Origin of the sequence: Pseudomonas palleroniana, assembly GCF_003031675.1 — a bacterium.
Taxonomy (GTDB): Bacteria; Pseudomonadota; Gammaproteobacteria; order Pseudomonadales; family Pseudomonadaceae; genus Aquipseudomonas; species Aquipseudomonas palleroniana.
On sequence record NZ_PYWX01000068.1, the window covers coordinates 37541 to 54826 of the forward strand.

Annotated in this window: 18 protein-coding genes; 6 read left to right on the top strand and 12 right to left on the bottom strand. The window is 51.1% G+C overall.

All coding sequences use genetic code 11. The annotated features are described in order from the left end of the window. Positions 1–2: 2 nt before the first annotated feature. From C9383_RS23295 to C9383_RS23305, 3 genes are read right to left on the bottom strand one after another with little or no spacing between them, the layout of a single operon-like run. Complete coding sequence (locus C9383_RS23295) at positions 3–698, bottom strand: winged helix-turn-helix transcriptional regulator (protein ID WP_201026462.1); 696 nt, start codon at positions 696–698, stop codon at positions 3–5. Between the two features lie 24 nt (positions 699–722). Beyond that, entirely contained in the window at positions 723–1121 is a 399-nt protein-coding gene (locus tag C9383_RS23300) for a helicase (protein ID WP_090370896.1), read from the bottom strand. 34 nt (positions 1122–1155) lie between these two features. Beyond that, positions 1156–2001, bottom strand: coding sequence for an alpha/beta fold hydrolase (locus C9383_RS23305; protein ID WP_060752916.1), 846 nt, complete (start codon positions 1999–2001; stop codon positions 1156–1158). A gap of 185 nt (positions 2002–2186) precedes the next feature. On the opposite strand from C9383_RS23305, the gene C9383_RS23310 reads away from it, so the two are divergent. Both C9383_RS23310 and C9383_RS23315 read left to right on the top strand, forming a co-directional pair. After that, a complete protein-coding gene (locus tag C9383_RS23310) occupies positions 2187–3830 on the top strand; it encodes a GMC oxidoreductase (RefSeq protein ID WP_090370898.1) in 1644 nt (547 codons plus the stop codon). Between the two features lie 217 nt (positions 3831–4047). Further along, positions 4048–5415 carry an outer membrane protein transport protein gene (locus C9383_RS23315; protein ID WP_090370900.1) on the top strand — a complete coding sequence of 456 codons (1368 nt, stop codon included), beginning with the start codon at positions 4048–4050 and terminating at the stop codon, positions 5413–5415. A 157-nt stretch (positions 5416–5572) separates the two neighbouring features. Here C9383_RS23315 and C9383_RS23320 read toward each other — a convergent pair whose 3' ends face one another. From C9383_RS23320 to C9383_RS23335, 4 genes are all read right to left on the bottom strand, one after another. Beyond that, positions 5573–6574 carry an NADP-dependent oxidoreductase gene (locus C9383_RS23320; RefSeq protein WP_060752918.1) on the bottom strand — a complete coding sequence of 334 codons (1002 nt, stop codon included), beginning with the start codon at positions 6572–6574 and terminating at the stop codon, positions 5573–5575. A gap of 79 nt (positions 6575–6653) precedes the next feature. Beyond that, a complete protein-coding gene (locus C9383_RS23325; RefSeq protein ID WP_090370902.1) occupies positions 6654–7514 on the bottom strand; it encodes an alpha/beta fold hydrolase in 861 nt (286 codons plus the stop codon). A 178-nt stretch (positions 7515–7692) separates the two neighbouring features. Next, positions 7693–8481: an SDR family NAD(P)-dependent oxidoreductase gene (locus tag C9383_RS23330; protein WP_090370904.1), complete on the bottom strand. Its 789-nt coding sequence runs from the start codon at positions 8479–8481 to the stop codon at positions 7693–7695. Between the two features lie 47 nt (positions 8482–8528). After that, complete coding sequence (locus C9383_RS23335; protein WP_090370906.1) at positions 8529–9611, bottom strand: alkene reductase; 1083 nt, start codon at positions 9609–9611, stop codon at positions 8529–8531. A 126-nt stretch (positions 9612–9737) separates the two neighbouring features. Between C9383_RS23335 and C9383_RS23340 the strand changes: the two genes are divergently transcribed. Then, a complete protein-coding gene (locus tag C9383_RS23340) occupies positions 9738–10310 on the top strand; it encodes a TetR/AcrR family transcriptional regulator (RefSeq protein WP_090370908.1) in 573 nt (190 codons plus the stop codon). Positions 10311–10538: 228 nt separating this feature from the next. Here C9383_RS23340 and C9383_RS23345 read toward each other — a convergent pair whose 3' ends face one another. Then, positions 10539–10880 carry a carboxymuconolactone decarboxylase family protein gene (locus tag C9383_RS23345; protein WP_211322905.1) on the bottom strand — a complete coding sequence of 114 codons (342 nt, stop codon included), beginning with the start codon at positions 10878–10880 and terminating at the stop codon, positions 10539–10541. 73 nt (positions 10881–10953) lie between these two features. After that, complete coding sequence (locus tag C9383_RS23350; protein WP_090370912.1) at positions 10954–11724, bottom strand: SDR family NAD(P)-dependent oxidoreductase; 771 nt, start codon at positions 11722–11724, stop codon at positions 10954–10956. Positions 11725–11910: 186 nt separating this feature from the next. On the opposite strand from C9383_RS23350, the gene gcvA reads away from it, so the two are divergent. Both gcvA and C9383_RS23360 read left to right on the top strand, forming a co-directional pair. Further along, on the top strand, positions 11911–12816 hold the full coding sequence (gene gcvA, locus C9383_RS23355; RefSeq protein ID WP_090370914.1) for a transcriptional regulator GcvA: 906 nt from the start codon (positions 11911–11913) through the stop codon (positions 12814–12816). Positions 12817–13064: 248 nt separating this feature from the next. Beyond that, positions 13065–13430: a histone-like nucleoid-structuring protein, MvaT/MvaU family gene (locus tag C9383_RS23360; protein ID WP_060753304.1), complete on the top strand. Its 366-nt coding sequence runs from the start codon at positions 13065–13067 to the stop codon at positions 13428–13430. Positions 13431–13672: 242 nt separating this feature from the next. On the opposite strand, the gene C9383_RS23365 is transcribed toward C9383_RS23360, so the two are convergent. The 3 genes from C9383_RS23365 to C9383_RS23375 form a co-directional block, all read right to left on the bottom strand. After that, positions 13673–14452, bottom strand: a complete 780-nt coding sequence (locus C9383_RS23365; protein ID WP_090370916.1) for an SDR family NAD(P)-dependent oxidoreductase — start codon at positions 14450–14452, stop codon at positions 13673–13675. Between the two features lie 60 nt (positions 14453–14512). After that, on the bottom strand, positions 14513–14809 hold the full coding sequence (locus C9383_RS23370) for a YciI family protein (RefSeq protein WP_060752927.1): 297 nt from the start codon (positions 14807–14809) through the stop codon (positions 14513–14515). 74 nt (positions 14810–14883) lie between these two features. Then, positions 14884–15687: an SDR family NAD(P)-dependent oxidoreductase gene (locus tag C9383_RS23375; RefSeq protein ID WP_090372401.1), complete on the bottom strand. Its 804-nt coding sequence runs from the start codon at positions 15685–15687 to the stop codon at positions 14884–14886. Between the two features lie 351 nt (positions 15688–16038). On the opposite strand from C9383_RS23375, the gene C9383_RS23380 reads away from it, so the two are divergent. Then, complete coding sequence (locus C9383_RS23380) at positions 16039–17028, top strand: AraC family transcriptional regulator (RefSeq protein ID WP_081086962.1); 990 nt, start codon at positions 16039–16041, stop codon at positions 17026–17028. Positions 17029–17286 lie beyond the last annotated feature (258 nt).

A 17286-nucleotide genomic window follows, 5' to 3' on the forward strand; every position in this document is an offset into this window, starting at 1 on the left:
GTTCACCCGCGAGGCTGGAATGAGGGGACATCAAGAGAGGGAAGCGAAAGATTCTCAGGACGGTATTGGAGCGTTTGGAACAGTCGCTCGAACATGCTTGCTTGCCCTGACTTTATGTATGCGCGCCCTTGTTGGAGTGCCTCCTGCGGTGAAATCTGCTGCAAGGCCAGCGCCATAAAGGTGCCTAGATCGCATTGAACGGTGACGTCTGCCTGTGAAGCTTGGCCGGAATGTGTTTTGGCTTCACCGTTGTTCAATTGGATATGAAAGACTTCGTCGCCGACGCAGAATTCGCATACAGCTCTCAGATCCTTGTAGGTGTCAGACGAGCCGATGCCCGTGAGGCTGAGCGCAATAAGCTCAGCGCGAGCCGAGCCTGGGTCTATACGCTCGTCGACAGGTAAGCTCAGTCCCCAAATTCCCAAAGCTAACAAGGGTGTTCGCAACTGTTCTCCAAAGGGAGTCAGCTCATACGTGGCATTCGGGTTGGGGTTCGATTGTGCTATCCCATTCTCAACTAACACTTTCAGGCGAGCAGACATCCGGTTCGTTCCCATAGCAGGGAGCACGGCCAGTAGCTCCTTAAATCGCTTAGGGCCAAGCAACAGCTCACGGACGACCAAGAGTGTCCAGCGCTCACCCAATATGTCGAGGCTTCGCGCGATAGGGCAAAGCTGCCCGTAAGTCTTGTTCAACATAGTTTTGCCGTTTCCAGAAGTTAGTTAAAACGCAGTGCGGTCGTACGGTGAGACCGTCTTTGCGGGCTGCAGAAATGCCGTCAACCCTTGAAACCACATCACCTCTAGGAAGTCTCCAGTGATGATCAAATCCTGGCTTCCTATCCCTCTGATAAACGCTGCTTGGCCGTCTTTAGCAGAAAGGATCTGAAACCCTTTGTTTGCGTCCGTAAATGTCATGGTGAAGCTTGGGCTACCGGTCAGGCCGGAGAAAGACTGGATAGAACCATTTTTGATAAAAAAGTAGCGACCGACGCCTGCCACGGTACGGATCTGGAAAACTAACTCTTTGCCAACGATATAGCGGCGGCATTCAGCGTTATTTCTGACCTGCCGTTTTAGCAGTTGGGTAAACATCCACAATAGAAATTTGAACTTCAGCATGGTAATTCGCCTTGGTAGATCGGTGAGATCGGGGTCATTCGCTCAAAAAATGGAGTGCATGTGCGAGGAAGCGATCTGGACACTGGAATTGAGCCCCATGTCCAGCATCCGGGTAGATGAATAATTGCGCGTTAGGCATGTTTCGCGCCATGTAGAACGAGTTGATGGTGGGGATCATCACGTCATGCACGCCGTTCAGAATGAAAGTCGGTTGCTGAATCTGACGTAAATATGCGAACGGATCTTCTTCTGAGACTCTGGCAAGGTAGTGCATGTTCGCCTCGATCTGAGCCGAAGCTACTTCCATTGAGGTACTTGGATCCTGATCTCGACGTTCATGGCGCCGCTCCCAGAACTCATGCGCAGCTCGCTTCGCCTCTTCGGAGCGTCCAAAAAAAAGATATTCAAAATCCTCATAGAGCGGAACCGGGCGCGGCGCTGACGTAAGGACTTTCGGCTCCATATCTGGATCGCCGCCGCGCGGGCCCGTCCCCAAAAGAAGTAGCTTACGAATGAGTGTTGGATGCCGCCAGGTTAGATCCAGCGCCTGAAAACCACCCAGCGAGAAGCCCAAAACATCGATCTTTTCCAAGTGAAGGGATCGCACAAAGGCTGCCGCATCGTCAGCCATATCCTCTATTCGACGTCTTGGCGTTCCGGACGAGGAAGCCAGTCCACGGCCATTGAAGAGAATGACCTCTCGACTGTTGGCTAATCCATTTGTGAGCAGTGGATCCCAGTGATCCATACCGCCTCGAAAGTGCTGAATCAGCACCAGAGGAGGCTGATCGCTAGCACTGTTTCCCCACCGGCGATAAGCGAAGCTGTCTCCGTCCACCTCGATGAAGCGGGTAGGGGCTGTCTGATGCGTATCGGTCATGTCTTGCCTCCGTCGTTTTCATTTCGTCGCCGACCGCCAAAAAACAAATCAGCTGTTACGGTGGATTTCACTATACAAAAAATATAGCAATAATGGAATACGAATCGTATAGTGAAATTGAAATCGAGGTAGGCCCTGCTCGGGTATGCCTTCCCAGAAAACAAATACAAAATTTGGGGTGATGGATGAAACCGATTTTCGATTTTGACTTTATCGTCATAGGCTCAGGCTTCGGCGGCAGCGTCTCCGCACACAGGCTGACCGAAAAAGGCTACCGAGTTGGCGTGGTTGAAATGGGGCGGCGCTGGACGGCGGATGACTTCCCAAAAAGCAATTGGGACGCGCGTCGGTGGATCTGGATGCCGGCCCTCAAGATGTTTGGCTTTTACAGCATGCGTATGTTTCGACACGTGGTGGTCGCGAGTGGTAACGCGGTTGGCGGTGGCTCAATCACCTACGCTAATGCGCTACTCAGACCATCGGACAAAGTGTGGGATGAGGGGTCGTGGGTAGGTTTGACTGATTGGAAGAGCATCATGCCCCAGCACTATGCTGAAGCCGAAAGGATGCTAGGCGTAACAGAGGGAAAAATTCTGGGTGAGGCAGATATGCGGCTCAGGAGAATGGCAGAGCTGCAAGGTGTGGCTCATACGTTCCACCCACCCAAGGTCGGGACGTTTTTTGCTCCCGAGGGAGATGTTCCCGGGAAAACTTACGCTGATCCCTATTTCGGTGGTGAGGGGCCAGAGCGAGGCAGCTGCGTTGGGTGTGGCGGTTGCATGATGGGTTGCCGACACAATGCCAAGAACACTCTTGACAAGAACTACCTGTACTTTGCCGAGAAGCACGGGGCGCAGATTTTTTCGGAAACCAAGGTCGTTGATGTGCGGCCACTCAACGGAACACCCGATGGAAGTGAAGGTTACGAAATCCATACGGAGAGCTCGACATCGTGGCTAAGTAAAAATAAACGAGTCTTCCGCGCTCGCGGTGTGGTATTTGCTGCCTCCTCCTTAGGCACGATGGAGCTGCTGTTCCGATTGAGGGAAAAGGGCTCTCTGCCACTCATCAGCCAGGATCTCGGCAACCGCATACGCACTAACGCGGAATCACTAATCGGTGTGCGCTTCCCTTCCTCGGATAAGAGTATGTCGCCAGGCTTGGCTGGTGGTGCGAGCATCTATTTGGATGAGCGTACTCACATCGGTGTCGTGCGTTATCCAGAAGGGTCAGATGCAATGGGGTTGATGATGACTCTCATGTGTGGAGGGCGTCCTGGCTGGAGCCGCATCGGTGCTTGGCTATTAACTGTCATTACTAATCCCTTGCGAGCAATACGCGTCCATAACCCTAGAGGTTTTGCACGCCAGAACATATTGCTGTTGGTAATGCAGACAGTCGATGCACACATCAACATGCGTCTTAAACGACGCTGGTTTTGGCCATTTGGTACCCGTTTGGTAACTGAGGGCAATCCGATTCCAACCTTTATTCCTGAAGCAAATGCGTTTGCGGAAAAAGGCGCTAAAGCATTGGGCGGTATTGCAACTACTTTTTTGAGTGAAATTCTGTTTAACGTCCCGACCACCGCTCATTGTATGGGCGGATGTGCTATGGCGGAGACGGCCGAGTTTGGCGTTATGGATTATAAAAATAGAGTCTTTGGATATCAGAATATGTTCATTTGTGATGGTTCTATGCTGAGCGCCAATTTAGGCGTTAATCCTAGCTTGACGATCACAGCTCTAACTGAGCACGCGATGTCGCATATACCTTCAACGAGCGAAGCTGAATTGGAACCTATAAAAGTTCTAATTAGTTCAACTTGAGTTTATGGTGTTCGCCATGGGTTGCGATTTAATAGGTAAATAAGACCAGTAGCCTTGTTTTGCCCAGCTCTGCCTATCATCTAGTTGTGATGGTTATATTGTTGCGCCTACTGATAAGTGGAGGAGCAAGATAATTTATATCTAGCGACAGGGCAGAATGACTGCAAAGTGGTGACATCAGCGCCGTGTTAAAAAAACAAAAAAAGAGGCAAGATCTATGACTATTTATAGCTCTGTAAAGGTTTCGTTTTTCAGCGTTGCAGTGACCTGGTTGAGGGCGCTTCTCCCGGCAGGTAATGTTCTTTCCACTTATTCGGGTTGTTTGAGGAGGGGGGCGGCGTCCTTGGCGGTACTGGCCTACTCCTCCATTTTGATGGCAAACGGACTTGCCTTGAATGAACAGAGCGCCAGTAATGCGGGGACTGCTTACGCTGGACGTTCTTCATCCGCACTTGATTCGAGCACGGTTTATGGAAATCCTGCCGGCTTGAGTAAACTAAAAAAACCTCAAGTGAGCAACGGATTTGCATTGGTGGATGTATCGGTCGATATAAGTAATGCCAGTAGTAGCGCGTCGGGAACTAACAAAGGAGATTCTGTACCCTTGACAGCGATTCCCTTTGGCTACCTCTCAGTTCCTGTTGATGAACAATTTACTTTCGGTCTGGGGATATATGCAACCTACGGCCTTGTAAATAACTATGAGAGTTCCTTTCAAGGGAGATATCATGGTTCTTATAGCAAGGTTCAAGTGAAGACTTTAAATCCAGCAATTGCATTTCGAGTGAGTGACCGGTTGTCGTTAGGCGGTGGACTTACCATCAATCGCATTGAAAACCAATTGGAATCGTTTATTGATACCGGCGCTTTAAATAACGGTAAAGACACAAAAATCATAGTAAAAGGCAGTGATACGGCAATTGGTTACAATCTTGGGTTGCTGGTCGATCTGACCGAAAGCACTACTTGGGGGATAACGTATCACTCTAAAATTGACTTTCACGTAAAGGGTAAAACACGAATCAGCGACTCTCCTGCTGCTCTCGGCTTGGATGGTAATTATGATAATAAACTTGATGAAACCATGCCTGAGTCGATAGACACATCATTCACCCACCACTTTGATGATCGTTGGACTGGGTATGTAGGTGCGACCTGGACTCGATGGAGCAGGATTCAAAGAGTCGAAGCATTGAACAGCGGGTTGCCAGCACTCGGGCAGCAGTTGGGATTTGATAGCACCGGAGATGATTTCAAACTGCATAACACATTAGCCGGGGCAGTTGGGGTGTCCTATCAGTTGTCGTCAACGTGGTTGCTTCGCACCGGGTATGCTTACGACCCGTCTCCGGCGAGAAACTCCCATCGGAATGTTCGACTCCCAGTAGGCAATAGGAATGCGATAGCTCTCGGTGCAGCTTTTTCGCCTAGCAGTGAGTTGACAGTCGATATTGCCTACGGTTACTTGCGCGAGTCTTCAACAACAGTTAATCAAGCCAATACAAACGGTGCGCAGCCTAGTTATAGAGCTGAGTACAATAATAGCGCGCACATTGTTGCTGCGCAGCTAACTTATAAATTTTAAACTGTTCGCCAGCGTTTAGTTCTTCTTTGTGCGCATGGAGGGCTGCGCAAAGATGTTTTCTGTTTATGATGGTCGTGCGAGTATCTTAATTAAATAGGGATTGTAGGTGGGAAGGGCGGAGGCTTTTTCATAAAAAAGCCTCTTGCGCCTGGTTGGATTATTTGATTTTTACGACGACTTTACCTTTTGCTCGTCCTTGTGCCAAATATTCAAGCGCTTGCTTGGCATGCTCGAAAGGAAAAACCTTATCAATTACCGGTTTGATACGCTCGGTTTTTAGGAGGTTGCCAATTTCATTAAGTTGAGCTCCATCCGGTCGAACAAATAGAAATGAATAAGATATATTTTTCTTCTTAGCTAGGCGCATGATCTTCCGACTCATCATCCCGAAAACGAATGTAAGGAAGAAATTCATTCTGCGAGCGTTTGCGAAGGCTTTGTCTAGCGGCCCGATGAGGGATACAATCTTGCCGCCTGGCTTGAGGATACCTACCGATTTTTCAATCGCATCTCCTCTGGTTGTGCCCAGTACCAAATCGTATGAGCTCAAAACCTGTTCAAATTCTTGCTTTTTATAGTCGATCACTTCGTCCGCGCCCAGCTTTCGAACCATGTCGACATTTCCTGTGCTGGTAGTTGTAGCCACTTTAGCGCCAAGATACTTCGCAAGCTGAATCGCAAAAGTACCAATGCCTCCAGATCCTGCAGGAATAAATATTTTTTGGCCGGACTTAATATTTGCGCGCTCTTTCAAAGCCTGCCAGGATGTCAGCCCGACCATTGGAATGGAGGCAGCCTGTACAAAATCTAGAGTATCTGGTTTCTGTGCAGCAACTCTTTCTGGCACAGCAGCAAATTCTGTAATTGAGCCATTTCCGAGATCGAAAAGGCTGGCAAAAATGGCATCGCCAACTTTGAATTTGGTTACAGCACTGCCCACTTCAATTACAATTCCGGCCAAATCACTGCCCATGACTGCGGGCAGCTCAAATTTCAAGACCGGTTTGAACATGCCTGTAGGAATCATATTGTCAATTGGGTTCAACCCTGCCGCATGAATTTCAACTAGCAGTTCGTCAGGCTTGATTGTTGGGCGGGGAACTTGGGTAAATCCTATTTCGGGCGACTTGCTGTAGCGTTTAAATGTGAGTGCTTTCATGTTGTCCTGATCCAAAAGTTATTGAATGATGTTGAAGGCTTTGTATGACGTTTGATTGTCGCAATAAGTCAATCAATTGCTACGCCAGGAATTTCAGAACTTTCTGTAGGAATTCGGTGTGGTATTGAAATACTCCACCATGGCCTGCGTCTGGATAAATAATAAACTCTGCCTGAGCTATACGTTGAGCCATATCAAAGCTCAGTGAAGTTGGTACCATGATGTCATTATCACCATTTGCTATCAGCACCGGCATCTGCAATCGAGTTAGATTCTGCTCTGGTTGTCTGCCCCAAGCTTTAATAGCTTTAAGTTGATTAAAAAACGCACGGGGCGTTGGCTCTTTGTCGCGATCAGCAGTGCGCTCCTTCAATCTCGCCAGGAAGGCTCTTGCGGCCTGACGCCCTTTATTTGTTGGGGTGAAAAACAGATAGGTCTTTGGATCGCGCAGCGTAAATAGGCCCTTTAACATCAATGGCCAAGTTAAAGACCAAACTCTGTCAATACCTTTTCCTCCTGCTGGGCCAGTACCCGCCAAGATCAGCTTGCGCACTAGCTCTGGTGCTCTGAGCGCTAAATCCTGTGCAACAAAACCACCCAAGGAGAAGCCCAGCAGGTCTACTTGTTCGTACCCCATTGCGCGTATTAGTGCAATTGTGTCCTCAGCCATCGCTGCTACCGTCACCGGTGCTGTACCGACAGAAAGACCGATGCCTTGATAGTCGATCGCGATCACTCGATGGTTGCGAGCGAGCCCATCAACAATACGGGGATCAAAATTATCCAGCACGGCGCCCCAGTGGTTTAGCAGGAAAATTGGAGTACCGCTGTCTATACCCAACTCTCGGTAAGCGAAAGAGATCCCTCCGACCTTTTTTTCTTTGTTAGGCGCTTTTTGAAACGAATGCGTCGGGTATGGCTGGGGGCTTGAGTTACTCATCGTCTATACCGTTGGTTCAGGTAGGCAGAGGGGGCGGATGGCGCGGCATTTGACTTGCAAGTATTAGCGGTGCATGGGGCTATGGGCATTCACTCCACCACTGCTGATACGTGTTAGCCGCGTCGCCCCTCTGACGAAGTCTCAAGGGGCATTTGCGCAATAACTATGTAGGCAATGGTCAGTCTTTAGTTTGGTAACGCTCGGCGGCATGTGCTTGTCGAATATCAGACATCAGCCCCTGCCGTGCCTGATCCAGGGCACTCCATCGGCTTTCCGCGTGCAGAGGCGGGATAGTCACCAGCTCACGGCGATCAAAACCGACCAGTGCAGCATCGACCAACTCTTCGACATCCATCACTTCGGAGATTGTGTTGAGGTCTATTCCTGCACGCTCCCAGATTTCTGTGCGTGTTGCTGCCGGCAATACTGCCTGGACATATACGCCCTTAGACGACAATTCCAGATTGAGACCTTGAGACAGAAACAGCACGAATGCTTTTGTCGCGCCATAAATCGACATGCCGAACTCGGGCGCAAAACCGACTACTGAACCGAGATTGACGATTGCGCCTGCACCGGTCTGTGCGAAACGGGGGGCCACTGCTGCGGCCAGGCGTGTAAGAGCAACAACGTTAAGCGAGATGAGTCTCTCGATGCCTTCGGCACTCTGCTGAGCAAACCCGCCCGACTGAGCCATGCCCGCATTGTTGATCAAGACGCCGATGCGCTCGTCCTCGCGCAGGCGAGTTTCGATTGCGCTCAGATCGGTGGCATTAGTCAAGTCGGCCTGATGTACTTCAACGGCAACGCCGTTTTCTGCACGCAATTGATCAGCCAGCGTGTCCAGTCGAGCTTTATCGCGCGCGACAAGTACTAGGTCATGGCCGCGACGAGCAAATCGCTTGGCATACGTGGCGCCGATACCTGTTGAGGCTCCGGTGATGAGAACAGTTGGAAGCGTATTCATCTGTATTTCCTGATCAAAGTTTGGCGAGAGAAAGTTGAGGCAGAGTTTCAGCCGGAGAAGGGCGGATAGTCGGTGTAGCCTTCCGCGCCGCCGCCGTAGAGAGTTGCCGGATTAAGTGGAGCCAGAGGCGCGCCAGTCTTCAATCGCTCCACCAAGTCAGGGTTACTAATAAACGGACGACCGAAGGCGAAGAGGTCTGCTTTGTCATCGTTTAGATGGGCGGTGGCCAGCTCAAGGTCGTATGCATTGTTGGCCAAGTAGGTCTGTTTGAAACGAAGGCGTAACGAGTCGTAGTCAAATGGTGCGATATGACGCGGGCCGCCCGTCGCGCCTTCGACAACATGCAGGAAAGCGATGCCCAAAGCACTCAGTTGCTCAGCGATATAGTTGTACTGAGATTGCGGGTCGCTGCTGGAGACGCCGTTGGCTGGAGATACTGGAGAGATCCGTACACCGGTGCGTTCTGCACCGATTTCATTCGTCACAGCGGTGACAACTTCAATTAAAAGGCGCGCGCGGTTTTCTATTGATCCACCGTACGCATCTGTGCGCTGGTTGGCGCTGTCTTTGATGAACTGATCGAGCAAGTAGCCGTTTGCTCCGTGGATCTCAACACCATCGAAGCCAGCGGTAATAGCGTTCGCTGCCGCCTGGCGAAAGTCGTTCACGATGCCTGGCAACTCATTCAATTCAAGAGCGCGTGGCTCGGAGACGTCGGCGAAGCCATTGTTAACGAAGGTTTTGGTCTGCGCCCGGATCGCAGATGGCGCGACGGGTGCTGCTCCGTCTGGTTGCAGGTCGACGTGTGAGACGCGCCCCACATGCCAAAGCTGCACGAAGATGCGACTTCCTTCTGCATGCACTGCGTCAGTTACCTTGCGCCATGCGTTGATTTGTTCCGGTGTATATAGCCCTGGAGTGTCTTGGTAACCCTGAGCTTGTGCGGAGATTTGGGTTGCCTCCGTAATGATCAGACCTGCTGAGGCTCTTTGTGCGTAGTAGGTCGCAGTCAGCTCGGTGGGAACCAAGCCTTTGCCTGCACGGTTGCGGGTCAGCGGTGCCATCACGACGCGATTCGCCAGCGCAAGGTTACCCAGGACATAGGAATCAAAAAGCGTTTTCTCGGACATTTTTTCAGCTTCTAGTGTGGGTGATGGCTTCAATGATTATGGTCAAGCTCTAAAATGTCAATGCTTTGATGTCGATCAACATCAATGTATGATTGTTGTCATGTCAGGACTACGTTTGGATGACCGATGAAAGTCACTAAAAAGCAGGCGCAGGCGAATCGGGCGCACATCGTTGAGACGGCCTCGACTCTCTTTCGAGAGCGTGGGTATGACGGCATAGGCATTGTTGAGCTGATGGCTGCTGCCGGATTTACCCAAGGCGGGTTTTATAAGCATTTCAACTCGAAAGCCGATTTGATGGCGGAGTCTTCAGCTTGCGGTATAGCGCAATCAGCAGCTCTCACTGTCGGTGCGTCAGTAACGGAGTTCGTAAAAGTTTATCTTTCACGCGAACACCGCGATGACAGGGCTACCGGATGTACGTTGGCAGCGCTGTGCGGTGATGCTGCTCGCAAGGAGGAGGAAATTAGAGCCACTTTTGCGGCGGGTATTGAGACTCAGCTTAATGTCCTGCGGGAGAGCGAGGGCGATCAGGGCTGCGCCGACTCAGCTGGTACACGTGCCAAGCTTCTTGCCGTGATGGCTCACTCCTTAGGCGCGGTCATCATGTCGCGAGCGTGCCCCGATGACTCGGCGTTAGCTGATGAAATTCTCGCGGCTTGCCGTGACGCAATCCTAAAATCTATGGAGCCGACCTAGACGACAGGTGCTGTTAAATCATGAAGAGATGCACGGAAATCTGAATTGAGCAGGATGGCAGCGCTTAGGGCCTCCGCCATCTTGTCCTGAATAGGCAATGCTTGGGTGATCGCGATTTAGGTATGCATTTTTGCGTTCACACGCTTAGTCCAGCCGCATTGACGAGAACGACTGGTCTCCGGATATTAACGATTGGACGGCGGTGGCGCCGCCGTCGGGCTCCGCTTTTTAAACAGCGGGCAGTTGAGCATGTGCTTCCATAACTCTCGCCGAATACACCAGTGCGGCGCCAGCATTGAGGGCAATTGCCACGCCCAGGGCTTCAGCAATCTCACCTCGTGTTGCGCCATGCTCTACAGCCTTTTTGGTGTGGATGCTGATGCAGCCATCACATCGCGTAGTGACCGCTACAGCCAATGCAATCAACTCATGTGTTTTGGCATCCAGATGGCCAGTTTTGGCAGCTGCGCCATCAATCTTTGTCAAACCACGCACCACGTCGGGACTTTGTTTGGCGTATTCGCCAACGCGGTCGAGCAGGGCGTCACGATAGGCATTCCAATCTTGCATCATTGGGGTGTCTCCAGAGTACAGGTGATAACCACCGTGCAAGCCTGCTTCAATAGGCTTGCACGAGCTCAGGTTAGTTGCGACCGGCCATGACACCGCCATCTACGTCCCAGATAGCACCGGTAACCCAGTCGGCTTTGTCGGAGAGCAGGAAGACAACTACCTCGGCTACGTCTTCAGGAGTACCCACTCGTCCGATTGGGTGGAAACTATTGAAGCCCTGAAGTGTGGAGTGAACCTCCGCTTTAGGAATGAACCCTTCGTAGATTGGTGTTTGCACCACCGCAGGCGATACGGCATTGACGCGGATATGCTTGGGCGCAAGTTCCATCGCCAGATGCTGCGTCAGCGAATGCAAGCCAGCTTTTGCCATCGAATAAGCGGAAGACGGGGTTGCAGCGATTGCCTGCTTGCCCCACATCGAGCCGATGTTAACGATGGCGCCGGAATTACCCTTGGCGACGAGGTTGGCAGCGACTTTTTGCGTGATGAAGAAAGACGCCTTGTTCAGCTGCATGTACTGATCGTAGTCAGCGTCAAGATGCTCAAGAAAAGGTTTAGGGAAAAATACGCCTGCCGCGTTAACCAGGAAATCAACATCAGCATGGTGCTGATCAATTTCCTTCAGCAGCGCCGCCAGGTCTACCGGATTAGTCAAGTCTGCGGTGAGCGTGTTGACCGTCCCGATTGCTGCCAATTCCTGGCGAGCCTGCTCGGTTTTCTCTGCTCGGCTGCCGATGATAACGACGGTACCACCTTGCTGTAATACGAGTCGTGCGGTCTCCAAGCCCATCCCGCTGGTGCCGCCGACGATTAACAATTTCTTGCCAGTGAACTGACTCATTTGATTACTCCAAAAAATGATTGAGCCCAGGCAGTAAGTCGAAAACCAGTTTTTAGCGTTTAATGCCTGACCGCTACTGTTCGATCTACGATCTGCCACTGAGGGAACGAGCAAATTATTGGCTCCTATCAATCAGATGAACAAACGAGATAAAGTGTTCTGGCGATAAAGAAAAGGTTTAGCGATATGGCATCACCTGTTCATCTAAACGCACTCAGGGCATTTGAAGCCAGCGCACGGCACCAGAGCTTCTCAGCAGCTGCAGAAGAGCTGAAAGTCACGCCTGCAGCTGTGGGCCAGCTAGTACGCACACTTGAGCAGTGGTTGGGCACTCCGCTGTTTTATCGAAGCTCCAGCGGCAAAGCACGATTGATCGCTACAGAGGCTGCTGAACGTTCGCTATCCGACATCAAGGCTGGTTTTGAACGTCTTGCATTGGGGGTTGAGCGAATGAGGGAGAACTCACCCAGCGGGGTATTGACGGTCACCGTAAGTCCCGCTTTTGCCGCCAAATGGTTGTTGCCGCGAATCGAACGTTTCCACGCGGCTTGGCCAAGCACTGACCTCCGGCTTGATACTCAGCTCAAAGCTGTAGACTTTCTGACCCAGAGAATCGATATCGGGGTGCGATATGGTTCCGGTCATTGGCCTGGTTTGGTCGCAGAAAAGCTTATGGACGAGGAAATCTATCCGGTTTGCTCACCTCTGCTGAAGGACGCTCGTTTACAAACTCCTGCCGAGCTTGGCGATGAAACTCTGATTCATGATCTTTCTATGGATGGCCATGCGGGCTTTGCTACTTGGGATACTTGGTTGCAAGCAGCTGGAGTGAGGAATGTTTCGACAAAGCGTGGAATGAAAATCAACAATTCTGCTGCGGTGCTTCAAGCGGCAATTGATCGACAAGGTATTGCACTGGCGCGCAGCGTTATGGTTAAGGATGATCTGGCTGCTGGTAGGGTGGTTCGTTTATTTCCAGATGTCCAGTTTACTTCGCCATTGGCTTACTACGTAGTTTATCGTCCGGAGAGTGTGAACTTTCCGAGATTAAAAGCCTTTCGAGATTGGCTTTTCGAAGAGGCGTCCAGCTAATGAGCAGAGGTGTTGAACTCCGATAAAAATCAGTAGAATGCGTGGAAGTTACCGACCGAGAGAGAGGGCTCTCCATGGCTCAATTGTCTCCATACTGATTTTTCGGAGAGTTTAGTAAGTAAATCATCTTAATGTATTTTCTACTCCGCAACTGGGGCGAAAAGATTCGCGTTAATCGCAACTTTTTGGATGTGCTGACATCTGATTATGATGTACTCTTTCTATATTACTCACATCGAGAAATTTCCATGTCAAAACTCGCAGAATTCCGCCAGCTCGAAAAACATCTCGCCGAACAGCTTCAGGCTCTGGAAGCTCTCAAGGGCGATGCTGGCCTCAAGAAAGAAATTGAATTCGAAACGAAGCTGCGCGATTTGCTGGCAAAATATGGCTACAGTCTTAAGGACGTGATCAACCTGCTAGATCCCCAAGCTGGCCGTCGCGCTCCATTCGCCCAGTCCAAAGCTGGCAGTCGTAAGCCTCGCCAGTTGAAGGTCTACAAAAATCCGCACACTGGTGAACTCGTCGAGACCAAGGGCGGAAATCACAAAACGCTGAAGGATTGGAAAGCAGAACATGGCTCCGCGACTGTTGAGTCTTGGCTGACCAAGTGAATTCTGGGTTTATAAAAAAGAGCCATGAAGGCTCTTTTTTATCGCACTTTGCTGCGCCGGTGGTTTCGAACGATAGCCAGTTTTTTCCCTGCATTGTTTTCATTTGAAAGGAAGACCGCAGCTCAGAGTAAATTTGACTTACAGTTGAATCTATTCAAAAAGCTCGCACCTTCGCCTAGGTAGCGAATCATGACTGGGAGTGTTGCAGAACTCGACCACCATTCATAAAAAAGTCCTCCCATTCATGCCGGCAATCGATAACGTTCTGCTGGTTCAGCGTTACTAAAACCGGATGCAAGCGCACCTCGCGCTTGCTCGAAAGCCACCCACGCTGCCAAGTCAGGTACTGGAGGAATGGTCACCAGTTCACGCTGATCAAATCCAGCCAGTGCAGCATCAACCAGGGCTTCTACTTCCATGACGTCAGGAACCTTGCTGATATCTCCACCGGCACGCTCATAGATTTCAGTGCGTGTGGCGGCGGGGAGCACAGCTTGTACATAAACACCTTTTGCTGAAACTTCAGCAGCCAGGCTTTGTGACAGTGTCAACACGTAGGACTTGGTGGCCGCATAGATTCCGTGAGAATGCTCCGGCAGCAGCGCTAAAACCGAAGCGACGTTGATGATGGCGCCGGCGCCGCGCGCAACCATGCTGCCGATAACGGCAGAGGCGAGCAGGGTGGGGGCGACAACATTCAGACTCATCAAGGCTTGCATCTTGTCAGTCGGGGCAGTGGCAAAATCACCAACAAGGGCGGCCCCTGCGTTATTGACCAAAATATCGATAACGGGCCCGCTGCGCAGGCGCTCCAGAACTGTGTTGAGCTGGCCAGTATCGGTAAGATCTGCCGTGATGACCTCGACTGAAATACCGCATGCATCTCGCAATTCTGATGCGAGCGCATTGAGTCGATCAGTCGCTCTGGCGACGAGCACCAGGTCATGGCCACGAGCGGCCATCCGGCGTGCGTAAACGGAGCCGATACCACTTGAAGCGCCGGTAATGAGAGCAGTCGTCATATAAATATTCCTTTTGCAAGAGTGTCTTGAGTGTGACGACATCTTGGTAGATGTAAGAAGTCAGAGACGAGCAGTCAGGCTCAACATGACGAAATGTTCGTAATGACCCACACCATTTTTTACGATTGGATCTTGCGATGTCAGGGCAGCGACATCCAGTTCATCATCAAGTTGGTAAAGTGAAACACCGTAGCTGCCAGCATCATCAATCACAGGGCCATGCGCGACGATAATCCCTTTGGCGAGTAGTTCATTCATATAAACACCATGCTGCTTGAGCAAGTCCTTTTCATCAGTGGACAACGTGGCCAGGAAGTCAGGGCGCGGAGGGATAAACTTGCACAGGTAATACTTCATTTTCAGTCTCGCAGTGTGGTGATGAGGATTTTCAAAGCGCTTTGCACAGCTAGAGAAACCAATGCTTCCAGCTGCTACTTCGAACGGGTGCTTTTCAGTATTGAGCTTTCGAAAATTTTAGGCGCATAGCTCTGCAGGAAAAGAATCATGCTTGTCATTTTCCCCACGGGATTACTGAATTTTGAGTTCTTGGCGTCAATGAGCTGGCTGATCTTATCGATCACTGCCGTTGGCGCTTCTGCTTCATCAATGCCCTTTTGCGTTACCGCGGTTACTGTTTTTCGATAAGCGTCATAGTCGGTAATACTGTTGTTTTCAGCCGTTATTGCGTTTTTTCCCAGATTGGTTTTGAACCACACGGGCTCAACCATGTTGACCCTAATATTGAATTGATCCAGCTCAAACCGCGGGGATTTGAAGTAGCCCTGCACGGCGTGTTTGGAGGCTGTATAGAATGAAAGATTGGGTGGCCCAATCAAACCAACGATTGAGCTGACGGTAATGATCTGCCCATGCTTCTGGCGCCGAAAGTAGGGGAGCAAAGCGTTGGTGACTTTTACTGTTCCCCAGAAGTTGGTCTCAAACTGTTGCCGACCTAGTTCCAGGGAGGTTTCTTCGGCAATGCCGGTCACCATATATCCCGCATTGTTGACCAATACGTCCACTTGCTTCACGTGTTTAAACAACTGCTCTGTGAAATTTTTGATTGAAGCATCGCTGTCCACATCCAGGGCAAGTAATTTGAATGGCAAGTGAGCCGCGTATTTTTCTGGAGTACGGCTGGTGCCGATAACATTGAAACCTTGCTGGTGGAGATGTTTGGCCAGGATCAATCCAAAGCCGGACGAAGCACCAGTGATCAGGATGGTCTTTTTCATCAATCTACCTTGCATGGGAGATCTACTCCCGTTAAGTACGCGATAGGAACAGTCTGTCGGGATCTGTCGTATGGGAGTCCTCATCAGAAGGACGTTCCTGGAACCCGGATGCGATATAGATTGCGCCGAGTTGCCATGCCTGACACTCGCCTAACGCGCCTATGTGACTGCAAAACGCGCCAGAATGAAGCAGGGCAAATTGGCGCAATCCGTCGTTGTTGTGGCGCGTTCCGCTCACTAGACTAGGTTGCCCCGATGCCCGCGCATCATTGCGAATGAGTTACTGATTTCATGGCAGAAAAACGCAGCTCCGCTTTGGATTTCTCGGTGTGGCCCGGATGGCGATTGCTGATGCATGATGCGGGTTTGGCTACTGCGCCGGTTTTGCGCCGCGCTCAGATGCCGGGCGATCTCTTCACACGACAGAGTGTGCGCCTGGATTCCAAAAGCTTTTTCAGCCTGTGGCGAGCAATTGATGCTGAGGCTGCCGCTGTCTGCCCCACGGTGCCCGCTCCGTTGCAGATCGCCAAGGTGATGACCTCCGACTGGTTTGATCCTGAGCTCTTTGCGGCGTTGTGCAGTTCCAATCTAGGCAGCGCGCTCGAACGCATTGCCAAATACGTGCGCTTGATAGCCCCGATGACGATTGGCGTCGTGCGTACCGAGGCTCACACGACGGTCACCATGGATTTCCTGGATCCTTGCGAGCCGCCGCCAGAGGTTTTCCTGGCATTTAAAATCGTGTTCTTCGTGCAACTCGCAAGGTTGGCTACTCGCAGTCATGTGAAGCCTTTGCAAGTGAGCTGGCCGTCGCAACCCGGAACGGCGGATGCGGAGGCCTACCAAGCCTTTTTCGGCATACCTGTCACTCAAGGCCCTTTAGCGTGTGTCGTATTCGACGTCGCTGATGTGGAGAAGCCCTTCCTGACGGAGAACCACAAAATGTGGTTGTTCTTTGAGCCGAGTCTGCGTCAGCGCTTATCCGATCTGGACAGAACTTGTGGAATGGCCGACAGAGTGCGCAGTGTCCTGCTTGAGTCATTACCTGCGGGTGAGGTGTCGATGGATGCGATCAGCCGAAAGCTTGCAGTGAGTACTCGCACCCTGCAGCGCAAACTGCGCGATGAGGGCACTACATTTCAGCAGACGCTAGATACGCTACGCGCATCTTTAGCGCGTCATTATCTCGGTAACACCGCGATGTCGAGCGCCGAGATCTCGTTCCTCCTCGGCTTTGAGGATGCCAACTCCTTCGCCCGTGCATTTCAATCATGGAGTGGGAAAACTCCCGCCAAGGCGAGATTAGAGATGGTTGGCTCAGATGACTCGAAGCTTCTGTAGAAGGGTATCCATGAAGCGCGCTGGTCGACGTATGATATCGTGGCTTCCTCCGTGGAAGAAGGATGCGTCGCAATCTCTAGGCCGTACTTGAGAGGGCGTCGTCCCTTCGGGCCTTGTGCCCGCCTATGACTGGTGACCCAAATGGCCTGCTAGGCTCCGACTTTGATACGTGCAAAATTATTGAGAATTATGGCAGGGTGCAAGTGTTGGAGATATCAGAAAAAATCCGGCATTGATTGAAGTCGACTCGCCTCACTC